The 22874-nt window shown below is 38.7% G+C and carries 20 protein-coding genes and 1 other annotated feature; of the genes, 3 read left to right on the forward strand and 17 right to left on the reverse strand.

Translation table 11 applies throughout. The features are described 5' to 3' along the window. Positions 1-113 precede the first annotated feature (113 nt). From ML543_RS03265 to mecA, 6 genes are all read right to left on the reverse strand, one after another. Positions 114-1211: a BMP family lipoprotein gene (locus ML543_RS03265; RefSeq protein ID WP_243385703.1), complete on the reverse strand. Its 1098-nt coding sequence runs from the start codon at positions 1209-1211 to the stop codon at positions 114-116. 47 nt (positions 1212-1258) lie between these two features. After that, positions 1259-1987: a GntR family transcriptional regulator gene (locus tag ML543_RS03270; RefSeq protein WP_243385704.1), complete on the reverse strand. Its 729-nt coding sequence runs from the start codon at positions 1985-1987 to the stop codon at positions 1259-1261. A gap of 1054 nt (positions 1988-3041) precedes the next feature. Next, the gene (pepF, locus tag ML543_RS03275) at positions 3042-4862 is read right to left on the reverse strand and encodes an oligoendopeptidase F (protein ID WP_243385705.1); all 1821 of its coding nucleotides are present in this window, start codon (positions 4860-4862) and stop codon (positions 3042-3044) included. 105 nt (positions 4863-4967) lie between these two features. Continuing rightward, positions 4968-6152 carry a competence protein CoiA gene (locus ML543_RS03280; protein WP_243385706.1) on the reverse strand — a complete coding sequence of 395 codons (1185 nt, stop codon included), beginning with the start codon at positions 6150-6152 and terminating at the stop codon, positions 4968-4970. 248 nt (positions 6153-6400) lie between these two features. Next, positions 6401-7909 carry a cardiolipin synthase gene (cls, locus tag ML543_RS03285; RefSeq protein WP_243385707.1) on the reverse strand — a complete coding sequence of 503 codons (1509 nt, stop codon included), beginning with the start codon at positions 7907-7909 and terminating at the stop codon, positions 6401-6403. A 142-nt stretch (positions 7910-8051) separates the two neighbouring features. Continuing rightward, positions 8052-8708 carry an adaptor protein MecA gene (gene mecA, locus ML543_RS03290; RefSeq protein WP_243385708.1) on the reverse strand — a complete coding sequence of 219 codons (657 nt, stop codon included), beginning with the start codon at positions 8706-8708 and terminating at the stop codon, positions 8052-8054. A 286-nt stretch (positions 8709-8994) separates the two neighbouring features. On the opposite strand from mecA, the gene ML543_RS03295 reads away from it, so the two are divergent. After that, positions 8995-9663, forward strand: a complete 669-nt coding sequence (locus ML543_RS03295) for a TerC family protein (RefSeq protein ID WP_243385709.1) — start codon at positions 8995-8997, stop codon at positions 9661-9663. 66 nt (positions 9664-9729) lie between these two features. On the opposite strand, the gene spxA is transcribed toward ML543_RS03295, so the two are convergent. Together spxA and ML543_RS03305 are read right to left on the reverse strand one after the other, a co-directional pair. Next, positions 9730-10125 (reverse strand): transcriptional regulator SpxA, encoded by a 396-nt coding sequence (spxA, locus tag ML543_RS03300; RefSeq protein ID WP_243385710.1) that lies wholly within the window; start codon positions 10123-10125, stop codon positions 9730-9732. 185 nt (positions 10126-10310) lie between these two features. Continuing rightward, positions 10311-10886, reverse strand: coding sequence for a GNAT family N-acetyltransferase (locus tag ML543_RS03305; RefSeq protein WP_243385711.1), 576 nt, complete (start codon positions 10884-10886; stop codon positions 10311-10313). Between the two features lie 133 nt (positions 10887-11019). Here ML543_RS03305 and ML543_RS03310 point away from each other — a divergent pair, with 133 nt between their 5' ends. Next, positions 11020-11202, forward strand: coding sequence for a hypothetical protein (locus tag ML543_RS03310; RefSeq protein WP_243385712.1), 183 nt, complete (start codon positions 11020-11022; stop codon positions 11200-11202). A gap of 478 nt (positions 11203-11680) precedes the next feature. On the opposite strand, the gene ML543_RS03315 is transcribed toward ML543_RS03310, so the two are convergent. The 6 genes from ML543_RS03315 to ML543_RS03340 form a co-directional block, all read right to left on the reverse strand. Further along, positions 11681-12856: a putative glycoside hydrolase gene (locus ML543_RS03315; protein WP_243385713.1), complete on the reverse strand. Its 1176-nt coding sequence runs from the start codon at positions 12854-12856 to the stop codon at positions 11681-11683. 338 nt (positions 12857-13194) lie between these two features. Next, complete coding sequence (locus ML543_RS03320) at positions 13195-14133, reverse strand: ABC transporter ATP-binding protein (RefSeq protein WP_243385714.1); 939 nt, start codon at positions 14131-14133, stop codon at positions 13195-13197. Then, positions 14133-15179 carry an ABC transporter ATP-binding protein gene (locus ML543_RS03325; RefSeq protein WP_279326552.1) on the reverse strand — a complete coding sequence of 349 codons (1047 nt, stop codon included), beginning with the start codon at positions 15177-15179 and terminating at the stop codon, positions 14133-14135. Before ML543_RS03325 ends, ML543_RS03320 begins: the two co-directional genes overlap by 1 nt. A gap of 11 nt (positions 15180-15190) precedes the next feature. Then, the gene (locus ML543_RS03330) at positions 15191-16108 is read right to left on the reverse strand and encodes an ABC transporter permease (RefSeq protein WP_243385716.1); all 918 of its coding nucleotides are present in this window, start codon (positions 16106-16108) and stop codon (positions 15191-15193) included. Between the two features lie 6 nt (positions 16109-16114). Next, positions 16115-17050, reverse strand: a complete 936-nt coding sequence (locus ML543_RS03335; protein WP_243385717.1) for an ABC transporter permease — start codon at positions 17048-17050, stop codon at positions 16115-16117. A gap of 96 nt (positions 17051-17146) precedes the next feature. Beyond that, entirely contained in the window at positions 17147-18781 is a 1635-nt protein-coding gene (locus tag ML543_RS03340; protein WP_243385718.1) for a peptide ABC transporter substrate-binding protein, read from the reverse strand. Between the two features lie 492 nt (positions 18782-19273). Further along, positions 19274-19493, forward strand: a binding site (T-box leader). 52 nt (positions 19494-19545) lie between these two features. Between ML543_RS03340 and trpS the strand changes: the two genes are divergently transcribed. Next, positions 19546-20538 carry a tryptophan--tRNA ligase gene (trpS, locus tag ML543_RS03345; protein WP_243385719.1) on the forward strand — a complete coding sequence of 331 codons (993 nt, stop codon included), beginning with the start codon at positions 19546-19548 and terminating at the stop codon, positions 20536-20538. A 40-nt stretch (positions 20539-20578) separates the two neighbouring features. Here trpS and ML543_RS03350 read toward each other — a convergent pair whose 3' ends face one another. The 3 genes from ML543_RS03350 to opp4C all read right to left on the reverse strand — a co-directional run bounded on the left by ML543_RS03350 (position 20579) and on the right by opp4C (position 22838). Further along, the gene (locus ML543_RS03350) at positions 20579-21331 is read right to left on the reverse strand and encodes a YjbA family protein (RefSeq protein ID WP_243385720.1); all 753 of its coding nucleotides are present in this window, start codon (positions 21329-21331) and stop codon (positions 20579-20581) included. 98 nt (positions 21332-21429) lie between these two features. After that, positions 21430-21648 (reverse strand): YuzI family membrane protein, encoded by a 219-nt coding sequence (locus tag ML543_RS03355; protein ID WP_243385721.1) that lies wholly within the window; start codon positions 21646-21648, stop codon positions 21430-21432. A gap of 320 nt (positions 21649-21968) precedes the next feature. Then, positions 21969-22838 carry an oligopeptide ABC transporter permease gene (gene opp4C / locus ML543_RS03360; RefSeq protein ID WP_419095342.1) on the reverse strand — a complete coding sequence of 290 codons (870 nt, stop codon included), beginning with the start codon at positions 22836-22838 and terminating at the stop codon, positions 21969-21971. Positions 22839-22874: the final 36 nt, after the last annotated feature.

A 22874-nucleotide genomic window follows, 5' to 3' on the forward strand; every position in this document is an offset into this window, starting at 1 on the left:
AATTACCCACTGTAATTTTTCATTTGATGGTTTTACAGTAAGTATTAGCTTTTCTACAATTTGAAAGGCTAGTGTACACTAGCCTTTCATTCGTTTATTATGCGGAAACAATCTTATATAGATGCTTCAAATTCTTTATACTCATCACGAGTTAATGGAACTTTTACTTCTCCGTTAATAATCTTTTGTTTCCACTCTTCTACTTTTGTTAATACATCTTCAGAGATGTTGTCTTGAGTTGGAGCAATACCGATACCATCTTGATCAAGACCATATTCGATAATTTCTCCACCTGGGAATTCACCGTTCATCGCTTTTGTCGCTACATCATAAACCGCTACGTCTACACGCTTAACCATAGATGTTAACGTTACGTTGTACGTTGTATCGCCAACTTTTACTTCTCCTTCAGGCGCTTGGTCTTTGTCAACACCGATTACCCAAAGCTCACGATTTGGATCTTTCGTTTTTAAGTCTTTTGCTTCAGAGAATACACCGTTTCCTGTCGCACCTGCTGCATGATACACAACATCGATTCCATTTGCATACATACTAGAAGCAATCGCTTTACCAGTGTCTGCTTTATCGAATGCACCTGCATACTGTACTTCAACCGTTGCATCTGGATTTACTGATTTAACACCAGCGAGGAATCCACTTTCGAATTTCTCGATTAATGGAATTTCCATACCACCTACGAAACCGATTTTGTTCGTTTTTGTTGTTAAACCTGCAACAACTCCTACTAAGAATGAACCTTCATGCTCTTTAAACGTAATGCTTGCTACGTTTGGTTTTTCAACGACAGAGTCTACGATCGCAAAGTTTGCTTCTGGTTGTTGCTCAGCAATTTCATTAATTGCATCTGTCATTAAGAAGCCGATTCCGTAAACGACATCGAAGTCATCACGAACTAATTTGTTTAAGTTTGTTGCATAATCTGCATCACTTGATGATTGTAAGTATGAGTAGCCACCTTTTCCTTCTTCAAGTCCGTTTTCAGCACCGAACTTTTGAAGTCCTTCCCAAGCAGATTGGTTGAAGGATTTGTCATCAACACCACCGACATCTGTTACCATTGCAACGGAGAACTTCTTCTCTTCTGTTGTATCTCCAGCTTCTTCATTTTTATCACCCGCTCCACAAGCACCTAAAAGAGTACCTGCCGCTAACACAAGTGATAATCCTAAACCGAATTTACGCTTTTTCATGTTCAAACCCCCATACATTGTAGTTTTAGTAGAAATGGAATCAAAAGCTAATAAACCCTTTTACGTAAAACATGGAAACTAAACTTGTCTGCCCTAAAGTAGTTTTTCGAATAAAGAATGGGCTCGTCCTTTTCATCATAGTGCATCTGCTTTAATACTAATAATGATGTCTCAGGATCACACTCCAAAGTAGGTGAGATGGTTTCATGGAAGCCGATTGGTTCAATTTTCGCAACAGCGTGCGTAATCTTTCTCGTTCCCCCATCCTCTAGCATTTGGAAGATTGACCCTTCTTTATTCGGATAAAAATTTGGCAATAACTTTTTCGGAACTATATCGAGGCAATATACAATTGGATCACCATTGGCAGTTCGGACACGCTCGATGACAACAAGCTCGTCCCCTTCGTTTACGGAAAATCTTCGGGCATCGCTTTCTGAAGCAGCTTTCATCGTCGAACTCAGAAAGATGGTTCCAGGTTCCATTCCCGCTTGCTTAATCATATTGGTCACACTGTTTAATTGTTCAATCCCTGATTCGAATACCGGTTTGGAATTTACAAATGTGCCTACACCATGCCTTCTGATAATAATTTGTTCTTCCTCTAAAAGTCGCAAAGCCTCTCGCAGTGTAGATCGACTTACGCCCAGCTTCTTCGAAAGCTCAAACTCAGAAGGAAGCTTTTGCTTTTCTTTGTAAACACCTGCTTCAATATCCCGTTTCAGGTGATCGATCACTTGAAGATACAAATGCCGGTTATCTGTCTTAATGCTCATCTCGAATCACCACCAAACTTTCCCAAGACATCAGACCTCTGATATCATTCCTACTAATCGAAAATAATATAACACTTTTATAACAAAAAATAAATATATTTTTTAAAAACTTTTAAAAAAAGACGCCTCAATGTAAAAATTGTAAAAATATTCATTCGACATCACCCTAAAAACACCAATATTTGAGTAAAAATTACTTGTTTTTTCCATTTATAACGTGTTGTTTTCGGATAATTCAGCATTGTAAGCGTTTTAAATATTGTAACACGTTTACATTAGTATGATGTCAGACTTCATACGACAGATGTTTCTTATTTGTTTGTTTTTCAAAAAGTTGGTGATTTGGATGTGGAGGTATGGGATGGATTTAATAAAACTAACGGATAAACTCTTCTAACTGATGAATAATTCAGCGAAACTGATGGATAAACTCCCCTAACTGATGAATAATTCAGCGAAACTGATGAATAAACTCCCCTAACTGATGAATAATTCAGCGAAACTGATGAATAAACTCCTCTAACTGATGAATAATTCAGCGAAACTGATGAATAAACTCCTCTAACTGATGAATAATTCGGCGAAACTGATGAATTAACTTCCCTAACTGATGAATAATTCAGCGAAACTGATGGATAAACTCCCCTAACTGATGAATAAACTCCTCTAACTGATGAATCCCCCCCTTCTAACTAATGAATAATACTTAGTCATTTAACCGCCCCTTCCTTATCTTCAATAAGAAACATACATGATTTTACACTCACACCCCGGGCATGAAAATTTATTCTCCCCTGCGGTTCCTTTCTACTATCTACCTATCATAGGTAATTTTTATTTTCACAGAAAAAGCGCAAGTCCTTAGGCGAAGGGCGCTGGAGGACCTGCAAGGAGGCTTCCGTCACCACAGCAGGGCCGAAGCGACCCGAGCTGATGGCGCTTGGAGCTAGACACCAAAAAAACTGTAAAAAGATTAACACTTTATTGCACTTAAACTTTCTGTAACAATAAAAAAAAGTGTGCAGAACCTATTCGTTCTGCACACTTTTTCATGTTATTGCTTATTGAGAAGCTGTTCCATTTCATTAAGTTTTTCTTCGAATACTTTGCACGCTTGTTCGATTGGCTTTTTCGTTGTCATGTCGACGCCTGCTTTTTTCAACACTTCAATCGGATAATCAGAGCTTCCAGCTTTTAAGAAGTCGATGTAACGTGATACGGCTGGTTGCCCTTCTTCAAGGATTTGCTTGCTTAAGGCAGATGCAGCGCTAAATCCTGTTGCGTATTGGTACACATAATAATTGTAGTAGAAGTGTGGAATACGTGCCCACTCAAGTCCGATTTCTTGATCGACAACCATGTCGTCACCGAAGTATTTTTTGTTCAAGTCGTAATAGATGCTCGTTAAGCGCTCTGGTGTTAGCGGTTCCCCGTTTTGGGCGCGGATATGGATATCGTGTTCGAATTCTGCAAACATCGTTTGACGGAAGACCGTTCCTCTAAATCCTTCTAAATAGTGATTGAGTAGGTAAAGTCGTTTCTTCTCATCATCAACCGTGTTCAATAAGTATTCGTTTAATAAATTTTCGTTACATGTTGAAGCTACTTCTGCGACGAAAATAGAATAATTGCCATACGGATATGGCTGGTTTTTACGCGTGTAATAGCTATGAACAGAGTGTCCAAATTCATGCGCAAGTGTGAATAAATTGTTCACATTATCTTGCCAGTTCATTAAGATATACGGATTTGTCCCATAAACGCCAGATGAGTAAGCTCCGCTGCGTTTTCCTTTGTTTTCATGAACATCGACCCAGCGGTTTTCAAACCCTTCTTTTAAGATGGAGGTGTATTCTTCTCCTAGTGGTTCAAGCCCTTTTAAAATCATGTCCTTCGCTTCGTTGTACGTTACTTTCATCTCCACATCTTTCACAAGAGGTGTATATAAATCGTACATGTGAAGTTCATCTACATTTAACACCTTTTTGCGAAGCGAAACGTAACGTTGCAGTAGCGGAAGGTGGTCATGAATCGTTTCGATTAATTGGTCGTACACCGTTTCAGGAATGTTATTGTTACTTAACGCGGCTTGGCGCGCATTGTCATATTTACGGACTTTCGCATAGAAGTTATCTTTTTTCACCGCTCCGCTTAACGTGCTTGCAAACGTGTTTTTAAATTTGTCATACGTGCTGTAAACAGCTTTGAAAGCATCTTGGCGCACACGACGGTCCGCACTTTCCATAAAGCTGATAAAGCGTCCGTGTGTAACTTCTACTTCTTCTCCGTTTTCATTTTTAATCGTTGGAAATTGTAGATCAGCATTATTTAACTTACCGAATGTATTACCCGAAGAAGCGAGCGCTTCAGAAGCTAACGCAAGCATTTCCTCTTGCTCGGACGTTAAAACGTGCGGGCGTTGGCGATTGATATCGTTTAGTGCATGTGCATATAATTTCAGCCCATCATGCTCGTTTAAATATTTCTTCAACGTTTCTTCATTCATCGCTAAAATTTCTGGAACTAAATACGATGACAAACTAGAAGCTTCCGTATATAGAGTTGTCGCTCGATCATTTAAATTTTGGTAAGTTGGATTCGTCGTATCTTGATCGTAACGCATATGAGCATATGTATATAGCTTTCCTAATCTCTCCATAACATGGTCTTCAAATTGAAGCGCTTCAAATAAAGTATCAGCGGAATCTCCGAGCTTCCCTTTGTAAGATGAAATTTTCGGGATGAGTTGTTTTAGTTCGTCAAATTCCTTTTCCCACACTTCATCTGTTTCGAAAATATCCTCTAATCTCCACGTGTCTTCCACCGGTATTTCGTCACGCTTTGGGAGCGTCTTTACGGCTTGTTGATTTTCCATAACAATCTCCTTTCTTTCCTTCTTTTTCAATGATATGTTACATGTGGTTTTGAATCAATCCATTTACTTTGTTTCCACATATAGCATATTCGATTCCCACTTCCATCATACCTTCCGCTTTTGACGAAAAAACGTGTCCATCTGTTTGTCGCGCTTTTGGATCGCTTCATATGACGATAAGAAAAATGAATAATTTGATTTTTTATATTCATTGCGCTTTACTTTATGAATGATACCGAGCGTTGAAAGTTTGTTTAAGTAACTCTGCACAACCGTCTGTACAATGTCTTTCTCTTGTGTAAAGTGTTCAAAATTAACGTTACGATTCATTAACCACAACACCCGTTGCAAATGAAACACTTCCCCCTCGCTTATACTTTCTAAAGCATGTAGTACAATGGTTTGCCAAACGTAAACTGCTTCTTTTAATCGCCATGCCTCTTTCAAAGGAATAAAAGCTTCACTTGGTACAAGTGTTAAAGGAATGCCGTATTGTTCATAAATGAGGGCTTGTAACCTTTTTTCTTTTTTGGAAACATGCACTTTTGGGACATTTCGAAAACGGTCCCGCTTCATCATCCACTGTTTTTGGAACACTACGGGCTCCCACGATACATTTGTCGGCTGTAAAAATTGTTGAAAGGAAAGTTGTGATGAAGGCAAAATGGTTGTATTAGCAAAGATGGTTTGCTTTGAGAATGGAACGATGGAGTCCAGTAGAATGAAAGCTTTAAGCTTTGAACAATAGGAGAGCAAGTACGATATGCCTGCTGAATTCAATTGAATGAAGTCCCAAACAAAATGATTGAACCGGTATTCATACGTTTTCAACCGTTTTACTCGATTACCGCCTAAAATCCACTTTACTGAGAGCTGTTCTTTTTCATATCCGTTCGTTCGTGCTAGTTTTTCTTGCTCTGAAATTTTGGCACATTGAAACTCGAAGCATATCGTTTCATCATCGATTTCAGCGACGACATCTGCCCGCTGCTTTATGGAAGGATAATACGTTTCAAGTTCCCCCTTAATCCCTTGATTTTGGAGCCAATCATGCAATTGTATTTTTCCATCCATATGATAAAGGGATTCTTTTTCACCTTGTATGGAACAGGTATTGATATGAGCAAAATGAGGAATTCGTGTTTCACCTATTTTTAATTGCACAGGTGTCCGACAAGAGGGACAAATAAAGGAGGTCGTCTTTTTTAATTCCATTAAAGCCTCTTTCGTCCAGCGAGGATCCACTAAATTAATTCGTATTTTATCTTCCGATGAATCTGCAACAAGCAAAATACCACTTCCTTTTTATTAAATAGAATTTCATTTTCTTTAAGAACACCATAGGTCGCGTTAGCCTATCAACAGTTTATTCGTCATTCATCGGAATATTTCCTTTTTTAAAATGGGATTTTTGCCGATTCTTATCGAATAAAAAAGAATGCCCTTTGCAAATTTATACACGTACCCTCCACCAAAAAACGAAAGAGGCTGCCCAAAAAGAACAGCCTCTTACTTCGTTCAAAATGAGTTCCTTTTCTTTAAAGCAACGGGGAGAGAAGCCTTGAAGTTGATTCAATAAATTTGACGAAAAAGGGACGCTTTTCAAATTCAGACAGAATGATTTCGTGTGACGACTGAATGTCACGCAGAAATTCGTCGCTTAATGTTTGAACACTGTACGTTCGATATAAAAAGGCATTGACTTCAAAGTTTAAGTGAAAGCTTCTCATATCCATGTTAGCTGTGCCAATTGATGCGAGTTCATTATCAACAATGATAATTTTACTGTGCATGAACCCTTTCTCGTATTCATAAATTTTCACACCAGCTTCCAGTAATTCAGGAAAATACGATCTTGATGCGTAGTACACGATTTTTTTGTCCGGTTTTTTCGGTACAAGCAATCGAACGTCGATGCCGCTAAGAGCAGCAATTTTTAGAGCGGTCTTAATATCTTCGTCTGGAATGAAATAAGGCGAAGCAATCCATATTGAATCCACACTTGAATTAATCATAGAGAAAAATAAGTTTTTAATGATTTCCCATTTGTTATCAGGACCGCCAGCAATTAACTGAACGCCACCTTCTTGTTCAGGCATTATGCTCGTCGTCAAGTAATCCTCGGTTAACAGTTTGTGACCCGTCATGTAATACCAATCTTGTAGAAAAATCAATTGAAGCGAACGAACCGCTTCTCCCTTTAATAATAGGTGCGTATCCCGCCAAAATCCGAAGTACGGATTTCTTCCTAAATATTCATCACCGATATTTAAACCGCCGACAAACCCGACCGAACTATCTACCACGATAATTTTTCGGTGATTACGAAAGTTTATTTTATCGGATAAGACTGGAAACTTTACCGGAAGGAACGGTACCATTTCTACACCAGCATTGCGAAGCTCTTGAATATATTTCGCCGATAATCGCCAGCTTCCAACCGCATCATATAAAAATCGGACTTGAACACCTTCTTTCGCTTTTCGGATCAGAAGGTCTTTTAACTTTTGCCCGACCACATCATGGCGGACGATGTAATATTCTAAATGAATATGATGTTTCGCTTTTTCTAACTCCTTAAAAATTGCGTCAAACGTCTCAATCCCATTCGTTAATACTTTTGTATATGTATGAAACGAGATCGGACTATTTCCAAGGGTAGTCGCAAGCTTAAAGGTAAGCTTTTGGTGATTGTGCATCAACTTAATTTTTTCTGCATTTGAATAATTGCTTTTATCAAATTGGGCGAACGTTTTTTCATCGATAATGGCTTTCTTCTTAAAGAACCGTTTCTTTCGGATATTTTGGCCGAAAAACAAGTAAAACAAAAAACCAACGAGCGGAAAGCTTCCTAACACGACAAGCCACGTGAGTGTTTGCGTCGGATGACGATTTTCAAAGAAAATAACAAATCCGATAAAGACAATAGACAAGGTAAAAAGAACCGAAAAGGAGCCAATAAGCCACTCATCAGAAATTTGCTGAACAAAATGAAGCGCGATTGATAAACCAATCGCAAACAAAATAATTCGAACTGTATTTTTCATAAATGCCTCCACACGGATGAACTTCTGTTGTAAGAATCATTGATTGAATGAAGCCGTCTACTTGCCATTTTGAAAAAAGCCGATTTCGAATTGAAATCGGCCGTTCGCTGACTCATGGGTATACGAATCAAGCATATTGGTATTAAGAAAAGTGTTGACGAACTTGCTCTAAGGCGTTGTCCTTCATAACTAATTTTCCATATTCCTCAAGACGATGAATAGTCACACGTGACTCTGCACCAAACTCGAGCATGAGACTCAATAAGTCTTCGATCATTTCATCCTCTTCTTCTAAAAACTCCACGAATAAATAGTATTTATTCTCAAAGGCGTATAAACTATTTTTAAATCCTTCGATATTGTATTTGGAAAGGGAGATGACATGCTCAAAGTCATCAAAACGGATGACAAATTCGAGTTCCTCTTCTTCATCATCTGTCTCATGTTCTTGAGAGGTGTTAAAGTGATTATCTAATAACGATTCGATGTTTTCATCGACCGGAAAATCTTTCATTTTACCGTCTGTTATTGGCAATTCTAATTTTTGCCCATCTTTAGATAGTTGCGCTTTTGTAACGACGACTTCTAACCCTTTATCGTTTGCTTGAACTTGAATCCATAAAGGACCTTCGATTGGAAAATCTTCTTCCTCATGAATTTCGTCCATCATTTCCCAAAAAAGTTCTTCACTTCGTTCGCGGTTATACCAAATTTCTTCTCGGTCAAATCCGCGTTCCTCTATGTCAAAATATGAAATGTAAAACTTAACGGTATGTTCATTAATACGTTCAATATCCATTTGAACAACCTTCCCTTCTATTCGAGATTTTGGAAGGGACAACTAACCCCCGAATCAGTTGCACTTTTCTTCAATTTACCCAAATGCAAAACAATTTAACCGTTAGCACCCAAGTTGTTCAACTATCTATATCTTGTACTTCTATTGTATGACAAATCGCTTTATAAAGAAATAAAAAAAGCTTGGATTTTACAAAAACAGTTATATACCTAGATGATTCATAAATAGTGGATTACGTCATATAAATGGTACAAGCATGAAGGATGTGGAAATGAGGTATTGATAGATGGATGAACAACTACTTCTTTCAATTTTGATGATCATCGGAATCGATCTCGTCCTTGGAGGAGATAATGCTATTGTCATCGCGTTAGCTTGCCGAAATCTGCCTGAATCGCAACGAAAGAAAGCGATTTTATTTGGCACGATGCTTGCGGTTATTTGTCGTATTTTATTAACGATTGGTGCGGTCTACCTTCTACAAATCCCTTTTATTCAATTGATTGGCGGAGTTTTTTTACTCTACATTGCCTTTTCGTTGATGGCCGGTCAAGGAGATGGAAACCATTCGGTGAAAAGTCATTCATCTTTATGGAAAGCAATTCAAACGATTGTCTTCGCTGACCTTGTGATGGGGTTTGACAACGTGATTGCCATTGCTGGTGCTGCGAATGGTCATATTTTACTCGTCATTTTCGGTTTAATTGTATCGATTCCTATTATTATATGGGGAAGTAGCGTAATCTTGAAGATTATGAATCAATTTGTTCTTTTTGTTTATGTAGGGGGAGGAATTTTAGCTTTTACAGCAGGAAAAATGGTTGCTCATGATCAATCATTTCAAAGCGTTTTTCCTTTTGACTCTTCCTTGTCTTTTTCCCTCCCATACATAACAACCGCCTTTATTCTGGCCGCTGCGCTTATTTTTAAGCAAATCGTTGCTAGTCGTGCGTAAAAAATAAGAGCCTCCTACTTATGTAGAAGGCTCCATAGCACTTACAATTTAAATGCCGAATCTATATTAGTTGACAAGACGTTGTGCTTCTTTTAATTGGAATGTACGGACTTTACGTGGTAAGAAGCGACGAATTTCGTCTTCGTTATAACCAACTTGAAGACGCTTTTCATCGATAATAATTGGACGACGTAAAAGCCCAGGATGTTGTTGAATAATATCATATAAATCTTGTAATGGTAACGACTCAACATCGATATTTAGCTTTTGGAACACTTTCGAACGGGTTGAAATAATTTCATCCGTTCCATCTTCTGTCATGCGAAGAATCTCTTTGATCTCATCAATAGTAAGTGGCTCAGCAAAAATATTTCTTTCTTTATACTCAATATTATGCTCTTCTAACCAAGATTTCGCTTTACGACATGAAGTACAACTTGGTGAGGTATACAATGTTACCATAACCCTTCACTCTCCTCTATTATTTCATTCCTACTGCATGACAGGAATAAAAAAGCCATTTGTAACTCTAATAGCATTATACTATAAAAAAGTAAGTAAGTATATGATTTTTTATATGTTTTTTCTTTAAAATTGTTACAAATTAATGAAGGGAATTTAACAATGAACCTAGAAAATTTTCTCAATTAGTTTATCTCATCGAAAATATTGTCCGTACGATCTTCTTCCAGCGTTAGCACTTCATCTACATCCTGATACGACTCTCCATACCATTCTGTATCTTTGTACGTATGTATTTGGTCGTACGTATGCTTCATCGCTTCAAAAATTTCTTCTTCTGATGCGTCCGTTGGAGACCAATACAAGATTTCCATTTCATTAATTTTCTTTGTCGCTAATGAACGGCGACGATATCCAATGGATTGAGCATGATGAAAGTTTTCACGCTGGTAAAATTTCAATCGCTTTTCCGTGTCTAAATCAGACTCATCTACAGGCTCCACTTCTAAAATGATAGGCTTTTGCTTCGTTTTTAATTTTTGAAGTAATTGATGCCCGATTCCTTGACCGCGCGCATCCTTAGACACGTAGATGTAGTCGATAAAAATGAAGTCATCGAATTCAGCATACATCATGACATGATGCTTTCCTTCATCTTTATGATAGACGTCACCTTTTTCTTGTAATAACGCTTCCATATGCTCTTTTGATTTCATTTCTTGGACTGGAAAATATTGATTTAATTTTTCATACCAATTCATGGATCTACTCCCTTTTCATGTTTTCGAACGAAATGTTTCCACGTATATATATACCCACTTTCTCATTTCGTAAACATGATTTAAAATAAAAACAAAGGAAAGTTTCGACTTTTCCGAAAACGGAGGTGCTCATTTGGACTTTTTCCTTGATTTTGTTTTAGTTGGCGCATTCGTCATCGGCCTTACTGCTACGATGGGAGTCATCGCCAATACCGTTGGCACAAAGATTTTCGGACAAACAAAATTTCGCAAACAATCCCTTCAAACTCAAAAAGGGTGGAACAAAGTTCAGAAACAACGGTCAAACCATCATTAACGTTCCCTTCACTTTTTGTTTTACGGACGAGCGAGTAAAAAGTTTCAATTTTTTCAGGACAATTTATTATCTGAATCGAGTGTTATTAGACAACGACTTCATGCAAACGCATGGTAATTGAGAAAAGCGCAAAGCGCAAGTCCTTAGGCGAAGGGCGCATGAGAACCTGCGAGAAGGCTTCCGTCGCCACAGCAGGACCAAAGCGACCCGAGCTGATGGCGCTTGGAGCTAGACACCGAAATGACTGTAAAGAGAACACTTTAACACTTTATTGAACTTAAACTTTCTGTCACTACTATGAAAAACCCACTTGCCGACAACTTTTGGCGAGTGGGTTAAGCTTTTTTGTTCGTTTTGGTCAAAGAAACGAAAGGCGACGCCTAAAACAGGAACAGCACAAGCCAAAGATCAACAGACAAGCTTGCCATGCCCACTGAAAACATCCTCCTTTCGCATTTAAATAGAAAAAAATCCTTGATTATGGTGTGTAGTCCACATTTTTCGTATAAGTATTGCCTGCGTTCCATATGAGGAATTCATTGATTCCTTGATCATTAAGCGCTTTAATTTGCGCTTCGACTTCCGCTTTCCCATACCGTTTGTAATTGCCATTTCCTAACCACGAAGCAGTGAAATCTTGTATCCACGGTCGTGAGATGGGAGGGGTTTCAAGTTCGTTTAGTTTTTGTTTTTCAACTTTAGCGTATTCAGTTACGAGTTCGTACGGATGTAAATCTGGCTTGGCAATGCCAAAGTAGGAAGTCCAATGTGATGGATAAATCATCGAAGAAATGACATCGACATGCTCAGAAATTTTACTGAAGTTTTGACCAATTCCAGGAGCTTCTGGAAGCGTTGCTGTATATCCAAAAATGTCGACGGAAACTTTTACGCCGTATGGCTTTAATTTCTCTTTTGCATAAGCTACGAAGTCCGTTACCGCTTCAACCCGCTTTTGCACATTATCTAAGTCTAAATCCTCGTATTTCCCCATGCTGTATTGAAGAATTTCATCACGCTTTTCAAATCCTTCAGGAAAGCGTACATAGTCAAATTGAATTTCTTGAAATCCTAATTTTGCGGCCTCAATCGCAATATTCGTATTGTATTCCCACACTTCTTCTAAAAATGGATTGACAAATGAATCTCCTCTTCCATTCTTCCATACTCCACCGTTTTGAGTAAAAGACCATTCTGGCTTTTTATTCGCTAAAACTGTATCTTTAAAAACGACTACACGTGCAATCGGATAGATTTGTTTTTCTTCTAATGTAGATAAGAGCGCTTTCGGATCTTTAATATAAGGCTGGCTCACATCGTAGTACGGAGATGATAGGTCTGGTTGATATGTTACATGTCCATAATCGTCTTTAATATCGATAACCATTGCATTTAAATCCGTTTGATCGACGAGCGTAAGTAGATCATTAAAACGACTTCCCCCCGCTGAGTGCCCCGTTACATATATGCCACGCACAGCATCTGGGTATTCGAATTGATACCCGGATTGAAATTGAAACCGTGGGATAGAAGATGGTAATTCTTTCGTCGATATAGCGAATGTCCGCTCTGGATTCGTGGGACCTCCTTGTTCAGCCTCAACACCTAGAGGTAAAAGCAAAAAACCAATTAGGCAAAATAATATTTTTTTCATCCAGCATCCCCCATCTTTCTTTATACTTGTACACGCTTACGATTGAGTATGTAAATAGTGTTTGTTACCTGAAATTGATTAAACACCGAACTCTTTTTACATAGATTGTAAATGACTTCCTTTGTTCCGAAAAGGGAAATTCGAGCTACTTCCATTGTATGTGACTTGCTATGATAAATATTAAATTTGTTCGAAATTTTCAATAAACATTATAGACTTTTGCGCTTTATTGCACTATAATATGTGTAAACACTGTACTCCATCATTTAACGGTGTCGTCCTATGAATAGAAAAACGATCTCGACAATTCGAGATCGTTTTTCTTTTCTATTCACGAATTAATTGTATTGTTGTTGATATTGTTTAAATTCTTCTTCCGAACACATTACCCAGTGTCCTGGTTTTACTTCACGGAACTGAGGCTCCTCACCAGGCTTATACTGGTGCTGGCTTGGATCGTAAATAATCCGTTTTCTCGTGCGCTCAGTATCTGGGTCTGGAAGTGGAATTGCTGACAATAGCGCTTTTGTATACGGATGAATTGGATTACGATACAATTCTTCACTATCCGCAAGCTCAACCATTTTACCGAAATACATGACCGCAATGCGATCACTAATGTATTTGACCATGGATAGGTCGTGGGCGATAAACAAGTAAGTTAATCCTTTTTCACGCTGTAACTTTTTCATTAAGTTAACAACCTGTGCCTGAATCGAAACGTCTAACGCAGAAATAGGCTCATCGGCAATGATAAATTCCGGCTCAACTGCTAAGGCACGCGCAATCCCAATACGTTGACGCTGACCTCCAGAGAACTCATGTGGATAGCGGTTTGCGTGTTCACGATTTAAACCAACTGTTTCTAATAAATCGTACACTTTTTGCATACGCTCTTCCTTCGTTTTCGCTAATCCGTGAATATCGATTCCCTCGGCAATGATGTCTGCGACAGTCATACGTGGGTTTAAAGAAGCATACGGATCTTGGAATATCATTTGCATTTTACGATTAAATTTTTTCATTTCCGCACGTGATTTTTTCCCGTGAACATCTTCTCCTTTAAAAAGGACTTGTCCACCTGTAGCGTTATAAAGGCGAATGATAGTACGACCAGTTGTAGATTTTCCACAACCGGACTCTCCAACCAGACCGAGCGTTTCACCTTTGTATATGTCAAACGTCAGACCATCAACCGCTTTAATCGTATTTCCTTTACCAACGTTAAAATATTGTTGTAAATTTTTAATTTCAAGTAGCTTTTCTCTTTCCGCCATTATTGTCCCCCCTTAGCTGCGTTAAATTGCTTCATACGCATTTTGACTGACTCCGGTGGCTCAACTTTTGGAGCGTCTGGGTGCAACAACCATGTTGCCGCATAATGAGTATCAGATACTTTGAACATTGGTGGCTCTTGTTCATAGTCAATTTTCATCGCATAAGGGTTACGTGGTGCAAATGCGTCTCCTTTTGGCGGATTCGTTAAGTCAGGTGGTGAACCAGGGATGGCAGCCAGCTCTGACTTATCATCATTATCTAAACTTGGCATGGAAGCTAATAAGCCCCAAGTGTACGGATGCTTCGGATTGTAGAAGATCTCATCGACCGTACCGATTTCTACAATTTTCCCTGCATACATGACCGCCACGCGATCGGCAACGTTCGCAACAACTCCAAGATCATGTGTAATGAAAATGATGGATGTGTCCATCTTCTTTTGAAGATCTTTCATTAATTCTAAGATTTGCGCTTGAATCGTTACATCTAGTGCCGTTGTAGGCTCGTCAGCAATTAATAGCTTTGGATTACATGCTAACGCAATCGCAATCATCGCACGCTGACGCATACCACCTGAAAATTCATGTGGATATTGGTTGACACGTTTTTCAGGCATCGGAATTCCAACTAAGCGCAACAATTCAATTGCTCGCTCTTTTGCTGCAGCTTTGGACATGTTTTGATGTTTAATAAGACCTTCCATAATCTGCATGCCGATTCGCATCGTTGGGTTTAAAGATGTCATCGGATCTTGGAAAATCATCCCGATATCTTTCCCACGAATTTTTTCCATTTCTTTATCTGACTTTTGAATTAAATCTTCTCCCTCTAAAAGGATTTGTCCATTTTTGAACTCTCCAGGAGGCATCGGAATTAATCGCATGATTGATTGAGAAGTCACACTTTTACCTGAACCAGATTCACCTACAATCGCCAGTGTTTCACCTTTATATAAATCAAACGACACACCGCGAACTGCTTGTACTTCTCCGGCATAGGTACGGAATGAGACTTCTAAATCTTTCACTTCTAATAATTTCTCCATCATTCTCACTCCTACTTACGTAATCTTGGATCTAATGCGTCACGAAGTCCGTCTCCGATCACATTAAAGGCAAAAATCGTTAAACAGATAAACGTTGCTGGGAAGAATAATCGCCAAGGGTAATATTGTAAAGCTGGTAATCCATCGTTGGCCATTGTTCCCCAACTTGCTAGTGGTGCTGGGACCCCAAGACCTAAGTAACTTAGGAACGCTTCTGTAAAGATAGCTGATGGAATTGTTAAAGTCATTGTTACTAAAATTGGTCCCATCGTATTTGGAATTAAATGCTTTGTCATAATACGAGTAGTGCTTGCCCCTAATGTTTGTGATGCCAAAACATACTCTTGTGATTTCAGCTGTAAGACTTGTCCACGAACGATACGTGCCATGTTAATCCATCCTGTAATCGACATCGCAACAATCATCGTTACGAGCCCTTGTCCCATTACAACCATTAATAAGATAACGAGTAGTAAGTAAGGAACGCCCCATAAGATATCAGCAAAACGCATCATTACTTCGTCTGTTCGTCCGCCTCTATAACCAGCAATTCCACCCCAGATAATTCCGATAGCGAAATCAATTAATGCAGCAGCTAAACCGATAAATAATGAGATACGAGCTCCGTACCACGTTCTTGTAAAGACGTCACGTCCAAGTTCATCTGTACCGAACCAATGCTCACTCGAAGGTGGCTTGTTCGCATTCATAAGATCATTCGTTTCATAATCATACGGTGTCATATATGGTCCAAATAACGCCATGAAAACAAGAAGAACGAGTAGTACAACACCAAATAGTGCTAATTTATTTTTTCTAAAACGAATGGAGACATCTTTCCAATACGAAATACTTGGCTTTGAGATTTTCTCCGCTTCGTTCAAATCGACTTTGGCAGGTTGAAATAAGTCTTTTGAAATCTCTTGCATCGTCTATTACTCTCCTTTCTTGCCGCCAGCTAGTTTAATACGCGGGTCAATTAATCCGTACGCTAGGTCCACAAGAAGGATCGAAACTAATAAGAGGACACTGTAGAACACAGTAACACCCATAATCGTCGTATAATCACGGTTCGTAATACTTAATACGAAATGTGAACCTAATCCAGGAATTCCGAAAATTTTCTCAATAACGAAACTTCCTGTTAAAATACCCGCGGTTAACGGACCCATGTATGAAACAACAGGTAGCAAAGCATTACGAATCGTATGCTTAAACGTAATAGCAGCTCCGCTTAGACCTTTCGCCTTTGCTGTCTTAATATAATCATTACTTAAAACTTCAAGCATGCTTGAACGAGTTAAGCGTGCAATAAATGCCATCGGAGTTGATGCAAGCGCAAGTGCAGGTAAAATCGTATGCGCAAATGTTTCCCAACGGGCAACTGGTAATAAGCCTAGTTTGATTGCAAAGTAATACTGTAAAACTGAAGCCATGATAAAGCTTGGTACTGAAATACCGATAACAGCAAAAACCATCGCTGAGTAATCTTGCCATTTATTATGACGCAATGCTGCAATAACACCTAATAATACCCCTAGTGCTACCGCTAAAAAGATTGCTTCCATCCCTAATACAAAAGAAACTGGGAACCCATCATTAATTAAATCATTGACCGTTTGTCCTTTATATTTAAAGGATGGACCAAAATCCCACTGTGCAATAGAAACAAGGTAATCAAAATATTGAATATACCACGGTTGATCTAGCCCATAATACGCATTTAAATTCGCTTCAATTTCAGGCGGGAGTTTCTTCTCACCAGAAAACGGACCACCTGGAGCGGCGCGCATTAAGAAGAACGTTGCAGTTACGATAACGTAAAGGGATAACAACATAAATAGAATACGTTTCCAGATATATTTCAGCAACGAAAACACCTCCATAATTTAACTATATCGTCCTATTCAGAAAAGAGAGGTATATGGGCGGACCCATATACCTTTCTTTAGAAAAAGCATTTACTTTTATTCAAAGTAAGCCCACTTGAATTGAACATCGCCAAGACCAGATACGTATACACCTTTTAGGTTATCTTTCTTAACCCAAGTGTTTGTGTAGAAGTAAATTGGAGCAACTGGCATTTCGTCCATTAAAATTTCTTCTGCATCTTTTAACATTTGGATACGCTTTTCAGCATCTGCTTCTGTTTGAGAGTCGATTAATAATTGTTTGAATTCAGGATGCTCCCACTTCGTATCGTTGTTACCACCGTCTTTATCACGGTATAACTCTAAGAAGTTGATCGCATCGTTGAAGTCACCTAACCAACCCATACGACCGATATCATAGTCACCTTGGTGAAGTTTATCGATGTAAACGTTCCACTCAGCGTTGTCAAGCTCTACGCTAATGCCAAGGTTCTTCTTCCACATATCTTGAATCGCTTGAGCGATTTTCGCATGAGCTTCAGAAGTGTTATAAGAAAGTGTTAATTGAATTTCTTCCGCACTGCTTAATCCAAGCTCTTTTAATGCTTCGTCAAGAAGTTTTTTCGCTTCTTCAACGTTGTTGTCTTGGAAATAACCTTCTGTGTTTTCAGGGAACATTGTTGGTGGTACTGCCGCCATCGCTGGAACTTGTCCACCTTGTGTTACGTTTTCAACAATCGCTTGACGGTTGATTGCGTAAGCTAATGCTTTACGTAAGTTTTTAGACTTTAAGAACTCGTTTTCAGTGTTAAATTTGTACCAGTAAGTACCCGCAATTGCTTGAATTTCTAAAGAACCATCTTCTTTTAACTGAGGTAACGCTTCTGTTGGAAGTGTACCTGTTGGAGATCCAGCCCAATCGATTTCACCGTTTTGGAACATTGAAAGCTCAGTGTTTGGATCGTTAATCATGAACATTTCGATTTTTTCTAACTTAACTGTGTCTGCATCCCAGTAGTCAGCATTTTTCTCTAAAACGATTTTATTGCTGTGCTCCCACTCAGTCATTTTGAATGGTCCGTTAGACACGTAGTTTTCACCAGCGTCTGTGTACCACTTATCGTTTGCTTCTGCAACGTTTTTGTTAACAGGTAAGTAAGTATAGAATGCTGTTAACTCTAAGAAATAAGGAGTTGGGTTTTCTAATTGTACTTCTAAAGTTTTGTCGTCAATCGCTTTTACTCCTACTTCATCAACAGAACCCTCGCCTGTGTTGAAAGCTTGAGCACCTTTGATGTAGTAAAGCTGATAAGCGTATTGAGATTCGTTTTTCGGATCTAATGCCCATTTCCACGCATATTCGAAGTCATGCGCAGTTACAGCATCTCCGTTTGTCCATTGTGCATCACGAATTGTGAACGTGTATGTTTTTAAGTCATCAGATACTTTGTAATCTTCAGCAGCCGCTAATTCTGGCTCACCATCTGGGTTAATGCGTGTTAACCCTTCAAAAGTTTGGCGTAACACTGTACCAGAAGTTGAATCATTAGCTAAACCTGGATGTAATGAGAAAGGCTCAGTGTTGATGTTAACACGTAACTCTTGCGCTACTTCTTCTTTTGTTCCTTCGTCACCGTTTGAACCTGCGTCGTCTCCGCCGCCTGCACAAGCAGTTAAGAAAAGGCTTAGCACAAGTACAAGACTAAATAATACTGAAAGTCTTTTCTTCATGTTTGGTTTTACCCCCTTGAATAATTGGTCTCAACAAACAGCATTAACGATTTTGTCGATTCCTACAATGCCAAATATTGCAATTTTTCTGACTAATATTCTTGTAAAATATTAAAATAAAAAGATGTAGAAAGTTCCGATAATTCAAGCCGTTAGGTCGCAATTTTCGACATTTTCTTGTCAAAAAAATACGGCAATTATTTACCGATATCTTTTCTATACCATCTTTCCCTCACAATATTTAGCCTATGTAAATGATTTGTTACAAAATCGTTAAGATTCCGTTTGTTACGTTTATTATAAATAGTTTAAAAATTTAATGCAAGTACATCACCCGAAATAATTTTTCTACAAATTTCTCCAAATACGCAAAAAGCTGTATTTTCAATCAATTTAAAAAAATACATGGATTCATTATACTGAAAAATGATTCACTTGCAAAATGTTTTTTTTTATTGTAATCTTTAGGCATATTAAATATACAAGAAAAATATTTGTGCATTGATGAAGAGTAGTACGTAACGTAAGCAGGTTGTAGAGAGTTTGTGGTTGGTGGAAACAAGCCCTGACCGTTACGGAATGGACTTCTAGCATTGGCGTTGAACGATTTGGTTTAGTAGGCGCTAACGTTCCCCTTGCGTTAAAAGGGTAAAGTGATTTCTTTATTTTGAAGAAATAAATAGGGTGGCACCACGGTCCATTCGTCCCTAACCGGTCGAATGGGCCTTTTTGTATTGGCAAAAATTTTTAAGGAGATGAGCAATATGAAAACGATTTTTTCAGGTATTCAACCGAGCGGTACATTAACACTCGGGAACTATATCGGGGCAATGAAGCAATTCGTTGAGCTACAAGATGATTACAATTGTTATTTTTGCGTTGTCGATCAACATGCGATTACGGTTCCGCAAGACCGATTAGCGCTTCGTCAAAATATTAAAAGCCTTGCTGCATTATACATAGCAGCTGGAATTGACCCTGAGAAGTCTACGATTTTCGTCCAGTCTGAAGTACCAGCGCACGCGCAAGCTGGATGGATTTTACAATGTGTTTCTTACATTGGAGAATTAGAGCGCATGACACAATTTAAAGATAAATCAGCAGGAAAAGAAGCCGTATCCGCTGGTTTATTAACGTATCCTCCATTAATGGCAGCCGATATTTTACTTTACAACACGGATATTGTGCCTGTTGGCGAAGATCAAAAGCAGCATTTAGAATTAACGCGTGACCTAGCCGAGCGCTTTAATAAAAAATACAATGATATCTTTACAATTCCTGAAGTACGTATTCCAAAAGTCGGGGCTCGTATTATGTCCCTTCAAGATCCGACGAAGAAAATGAGTAAATCGGATCCGAACCAAAAAGCGTTCATTTCACTATTAGATGAACCGAAACAAATCGAGAAGAAAATTAAGAGTGCCGTAACAGATTCTGAAGGAATCGTACGTTACGACAAAGAAAACAAACCGGGTGTATCAAATCTTCTTTCCATCTATTCAATTTTGGGAAACATTTCAATTGAAGAATTAGAAGCGAAATATGAAGGAAAAGGATACGGGGAGTTTAAAGCTGACTTAGCTGAAGTTGTAGTGAATGCATTAGCTCCACTTCAAGAAAAATACCATCAGTTAATGAATTCAGATGAGCTAGATGAGATTTTAGATCGTGGTGCTGAAAAAGCGAACTTCGTTGCAAGCAAAATGTTAAAGAAAATGGAAAATGCAATGGGACTTGGGCGTAAAAAGCGCCGTTAAATGAAATAGGGCATCATCGAAGGTCGATGATGCCCAATCTTTAATTCACTTTTGATTCGTGTTCCATGTCCCAAAGCTTTTCAAAAAAAGGTTGTCCCTTTATTAATCCTTCACATAAATGCAAATGCTTTGGAGACCATCCGTCTACAAGTTCATCATAAAGCTTGTCCCACAGTTCATCAAAGTCTAGATGTTTAATCTTTTCGTACATATGCGGATTCCATTCCGTGTACCAGTATTTGATTTCCGCCGAATTTCTCGTTGATTGAAGCTGGTCAAGTGCCATAAATAACAACTGTTTTAACTGCCTTTCTTTCCGTGTCAAGCCACTCATATATTTCGGATTTAAAGATAAGATGTGATAGTTCTTTTCTTGTTGTACAGGATTTGCGTAAAACTCATATTTTTCATTTTCTACATCCTTCACCATTTCATATACAAGCTGCTCTTGTCTTGGAATTAAACGGCTTTTTCGAATCGGCATCGTATATCCGATTGTATCAACCGCCAAAATGCCAATTCCGTCTGTAACGACAAAACAATAATCGAGTTGAATCCGTTCATGATTTTTACGACAATACGATTTCTGATACACGTCTTTCAATAGCTGTTGAGGTAAATCGCGCAAATCATTTTCAATATAATGGAATAAGTCCGATTCAACTTTTACTAATGGAACTTGGTCTAACAACTCCACGCTGTCATCTTTTCGCCATTCGTGAAAATGGCATACATTGTATCCATTCTCTTCACCTTCAAACCAATTCACCCATACATCATGAAGAAACAACATCTTTGACCCCTCACTTCAAATCTGTTTGTCATTCATTATGAACAGGAGTTGCCAATTTTATTCCATAATCTTCTACTTTAGCAATATTTTTATGAACTTCACGTAATGTCTTCGTTGCGATTTGGATACATGACACTGAGCGTAATCATTAAAAATCCAATCAACACGAGGTAGCATTCAGGACGCTTTGCAATAAAAAGAAGATAGTCTAAAAACGTATTTCCCCATGTCATCATATTTAAATATGCTATGCAACAAACACCACCTGCAATCGTTAGACCAAATCCCGTTATATACAAAAAGGCACGAATCACCATCTTAGACCACCTATCCCCTTACTCAATCCAATGGGACGAGTCCTCTTAATCATTTCTATGTATGTGCATTCAACATTATGTGAGAAACAGTAAGACTTAGGTAGAAGTCTGTTAAACGTTTAAGAAGACTGTTTTCGTATAGGCGTATAGATTGTTGCTTTTTCAGACATCTTTAAAAGGAATACTGGACATTGCGCTACGCTCCTTTATAAAGAGGAAAAACGATTCTCAACAATGGATTTTATACACACAAATACACAATCCTTCAGAAAAGAGCCAAAAGAAAAATCAGACTCATCACTGGAGTCTGATCTCCTCGGTTAGTCATTCACTTTTGGATCGAGTGCGTCTCGAAGAGCATCTCCAATAAAGTTAAAGCATAGAACCGTCATTAAGATCATTAACCCTGGGAATAGTGGGTACCACCATGCCTTCAATAGAATCGTAAAGTTTTGAGCATTTTGAAGCATGTTGCCCCAGCTAGCTGTCGGCGGTTGAATACCTAAACCTAAATAACTTAATGCACTTTCAGCTAAGATGACAGACCCTACGTTTAACGTCGCCGACACGATAATTGGTGCCATCGCATTCGGTAGAATGTGTGAAAAAATAATTTTCCCGTTGCTCGTTCCAATCGTTCGAGAAGCGAGTACGAATTCACGGGAGCGAAGTGATAAAAACTCTCCTCGAACGAGACGTGCCGTTCCCATCCAACCAGTTAAAGCAAAAATGAGAATAAGCTTGTCCACTCCTGGCTGGAAAATAGTCGTCAACGTAATGAGAAGGAAGATGCTCGGAATGGAAAGCATGATGTCTACAAATCGCATTAAAATAGCATCAAGTGCTCCTCCGAAGTAACCGGCTAATGCCCCAATCGCTGTACCGATCGTAATCGCACCTAAAACAGATAGGAAACCGACCATTAAAGATACACGACCACCGTATAGTAAACGTGTTAACAAATCACGCCCAAATTCATCTGTTCCGAGCCAATGCTCCTTGCTTGGAGGCTGTAATTTATTGAGCAAATCAATTTTTTCAGGTGAATACGGGGTGATGACCGGTGCTAAAATGGCAAGGGAAATAATCATGAGCAAAAAAGCAGCACCGAATACCGCCAGTTTGTTCCGCAAAAACTTTTGTCCATAAATTTTCCATATACTTTCTCGTTTTTCTGAGATGGGCTGCATGTGAAGGTTATTGGGAGCTAATTTCGGCTGAGTCAT

Origin of the sequence: Bacillus kexueae, assembly GCF_022809095.1 — a bacterium.
Classification (GTDB): domain Bacteria; phylum Bacillota; class Bacilli; order Bacillales; family Aeribacillaceae; genus Bacillus_BZ; species Bacillus_BZ kexueae.

Coding starts and splice junctions, on each gene's coding strand:
- ML543_RS03355 (WP_243385721.1), bottom strand. CDS start 21,648: ATGGTGATTCGTGCCTTTTTGTATATAACGGGATTTGGTCTAACGATT.
- trpS (WP_243385719.1), top strand. CDS start 19,546: ATGAAAACGATTTTTTCAGGTATTCAACCGAGCGGTACATTAACACTC.
- ML543_RS03320 (WP_243385714.1), bottom strand. CDS start 14,133: ATGGCGGAAAGAGAAAAGCTACTTGAAATTAAAAATTTACAACAATAT.
- ML543_RS03325 (WP_279326552.1), bottom strand. CDS start 15,179: ATGGAGAAATTATTAGAAGTGAAAGATTTAGAAGTCTCATTCCGTACC.
- mecA (WP_243385708.1), bottom strand. CDS start 8,708: ATGGATATTGAACGTATTAATGAACATACCGTTAAGTTTTACATTTCA.
- cls (WP_243385707.1), bottom strand. CDS start 7,909: ATGAAAAATACAGTTCGAATTATTTTGTTTGCGATTGGTTTATCAATC.
- spxA (WP_243385710.1), bottom strand. CDS start 10,125: ATGGTAACATTGTATACCTCACCAAGTTGTACTTCATGTCGTAAAGCG.
- ML543_RS03350 (WP_243385720.1), bottom strand. CDS start 21,331: ATGTTGTTTCTTCATGATGTATGGGTGAATTGGTTTGAAGGTGAAGAG.
- pepF (WP_243385705.1), bottom strand. CDS start 4,862: ATGGAAAATCAACAAGCCGTAAAGACGCTCCCAAAGCGTGACGAAATA.
- ML543_RS03315 (WP_243385713.1), bottom strand. CDS start 12,856: ATGAAAAAAATATTATTTTGCCTAATTGGTTTTTTGCTTTTACCTCTA.
- ML543_RS03270 (WP_243385704.1), bottom strand. CDS start 1,987: ATGAGCATTAAGACAGATAACCGGCATTTGTATCTTCAAGTGATCGAT.
- ML543_RS03265 (WP_243385703.1), bottom strand. CDS start 1,211: ATGAAAAAGCGTAAATTCGGTTTAGGATTATCACTTGTGTTAGCGGCA.
- ML543_RS03330 (WP_243385716.1), bottom strand. CDS start 16,108: ATGCAAGAGATTTCAAAAGACTTATTTCAACCTGCCAAAGTCGATTTG.
- ML543_RS03305 (WP_243385711.1), bottom strand. CDS start 10,886: ATGAATTGGTATGAAAAATTAAATCAATATTTTCCAGTCCAAGAAATG.
- ML543_RS03340 (WP_243385718.1), bottom strand. CDS start 18,781: ATGAAGAAAAGACTTTCAGTATTATTTAGTCTTGTACTTGTGCTAAGC.
- ML543_RS03295 (WP_243385709.1), top strand. CDS start 8,995: ATGGATGAACAACTACTTCTTTCAATTTTGATGATCATCGGAATCGAT.
- opp4C (WP_419095342.1), bottom strand. CDS start 22,838: ATGCAGCCCATCTCAGAAAAACGAGAAAGTATATGGAAAATTTATGGA.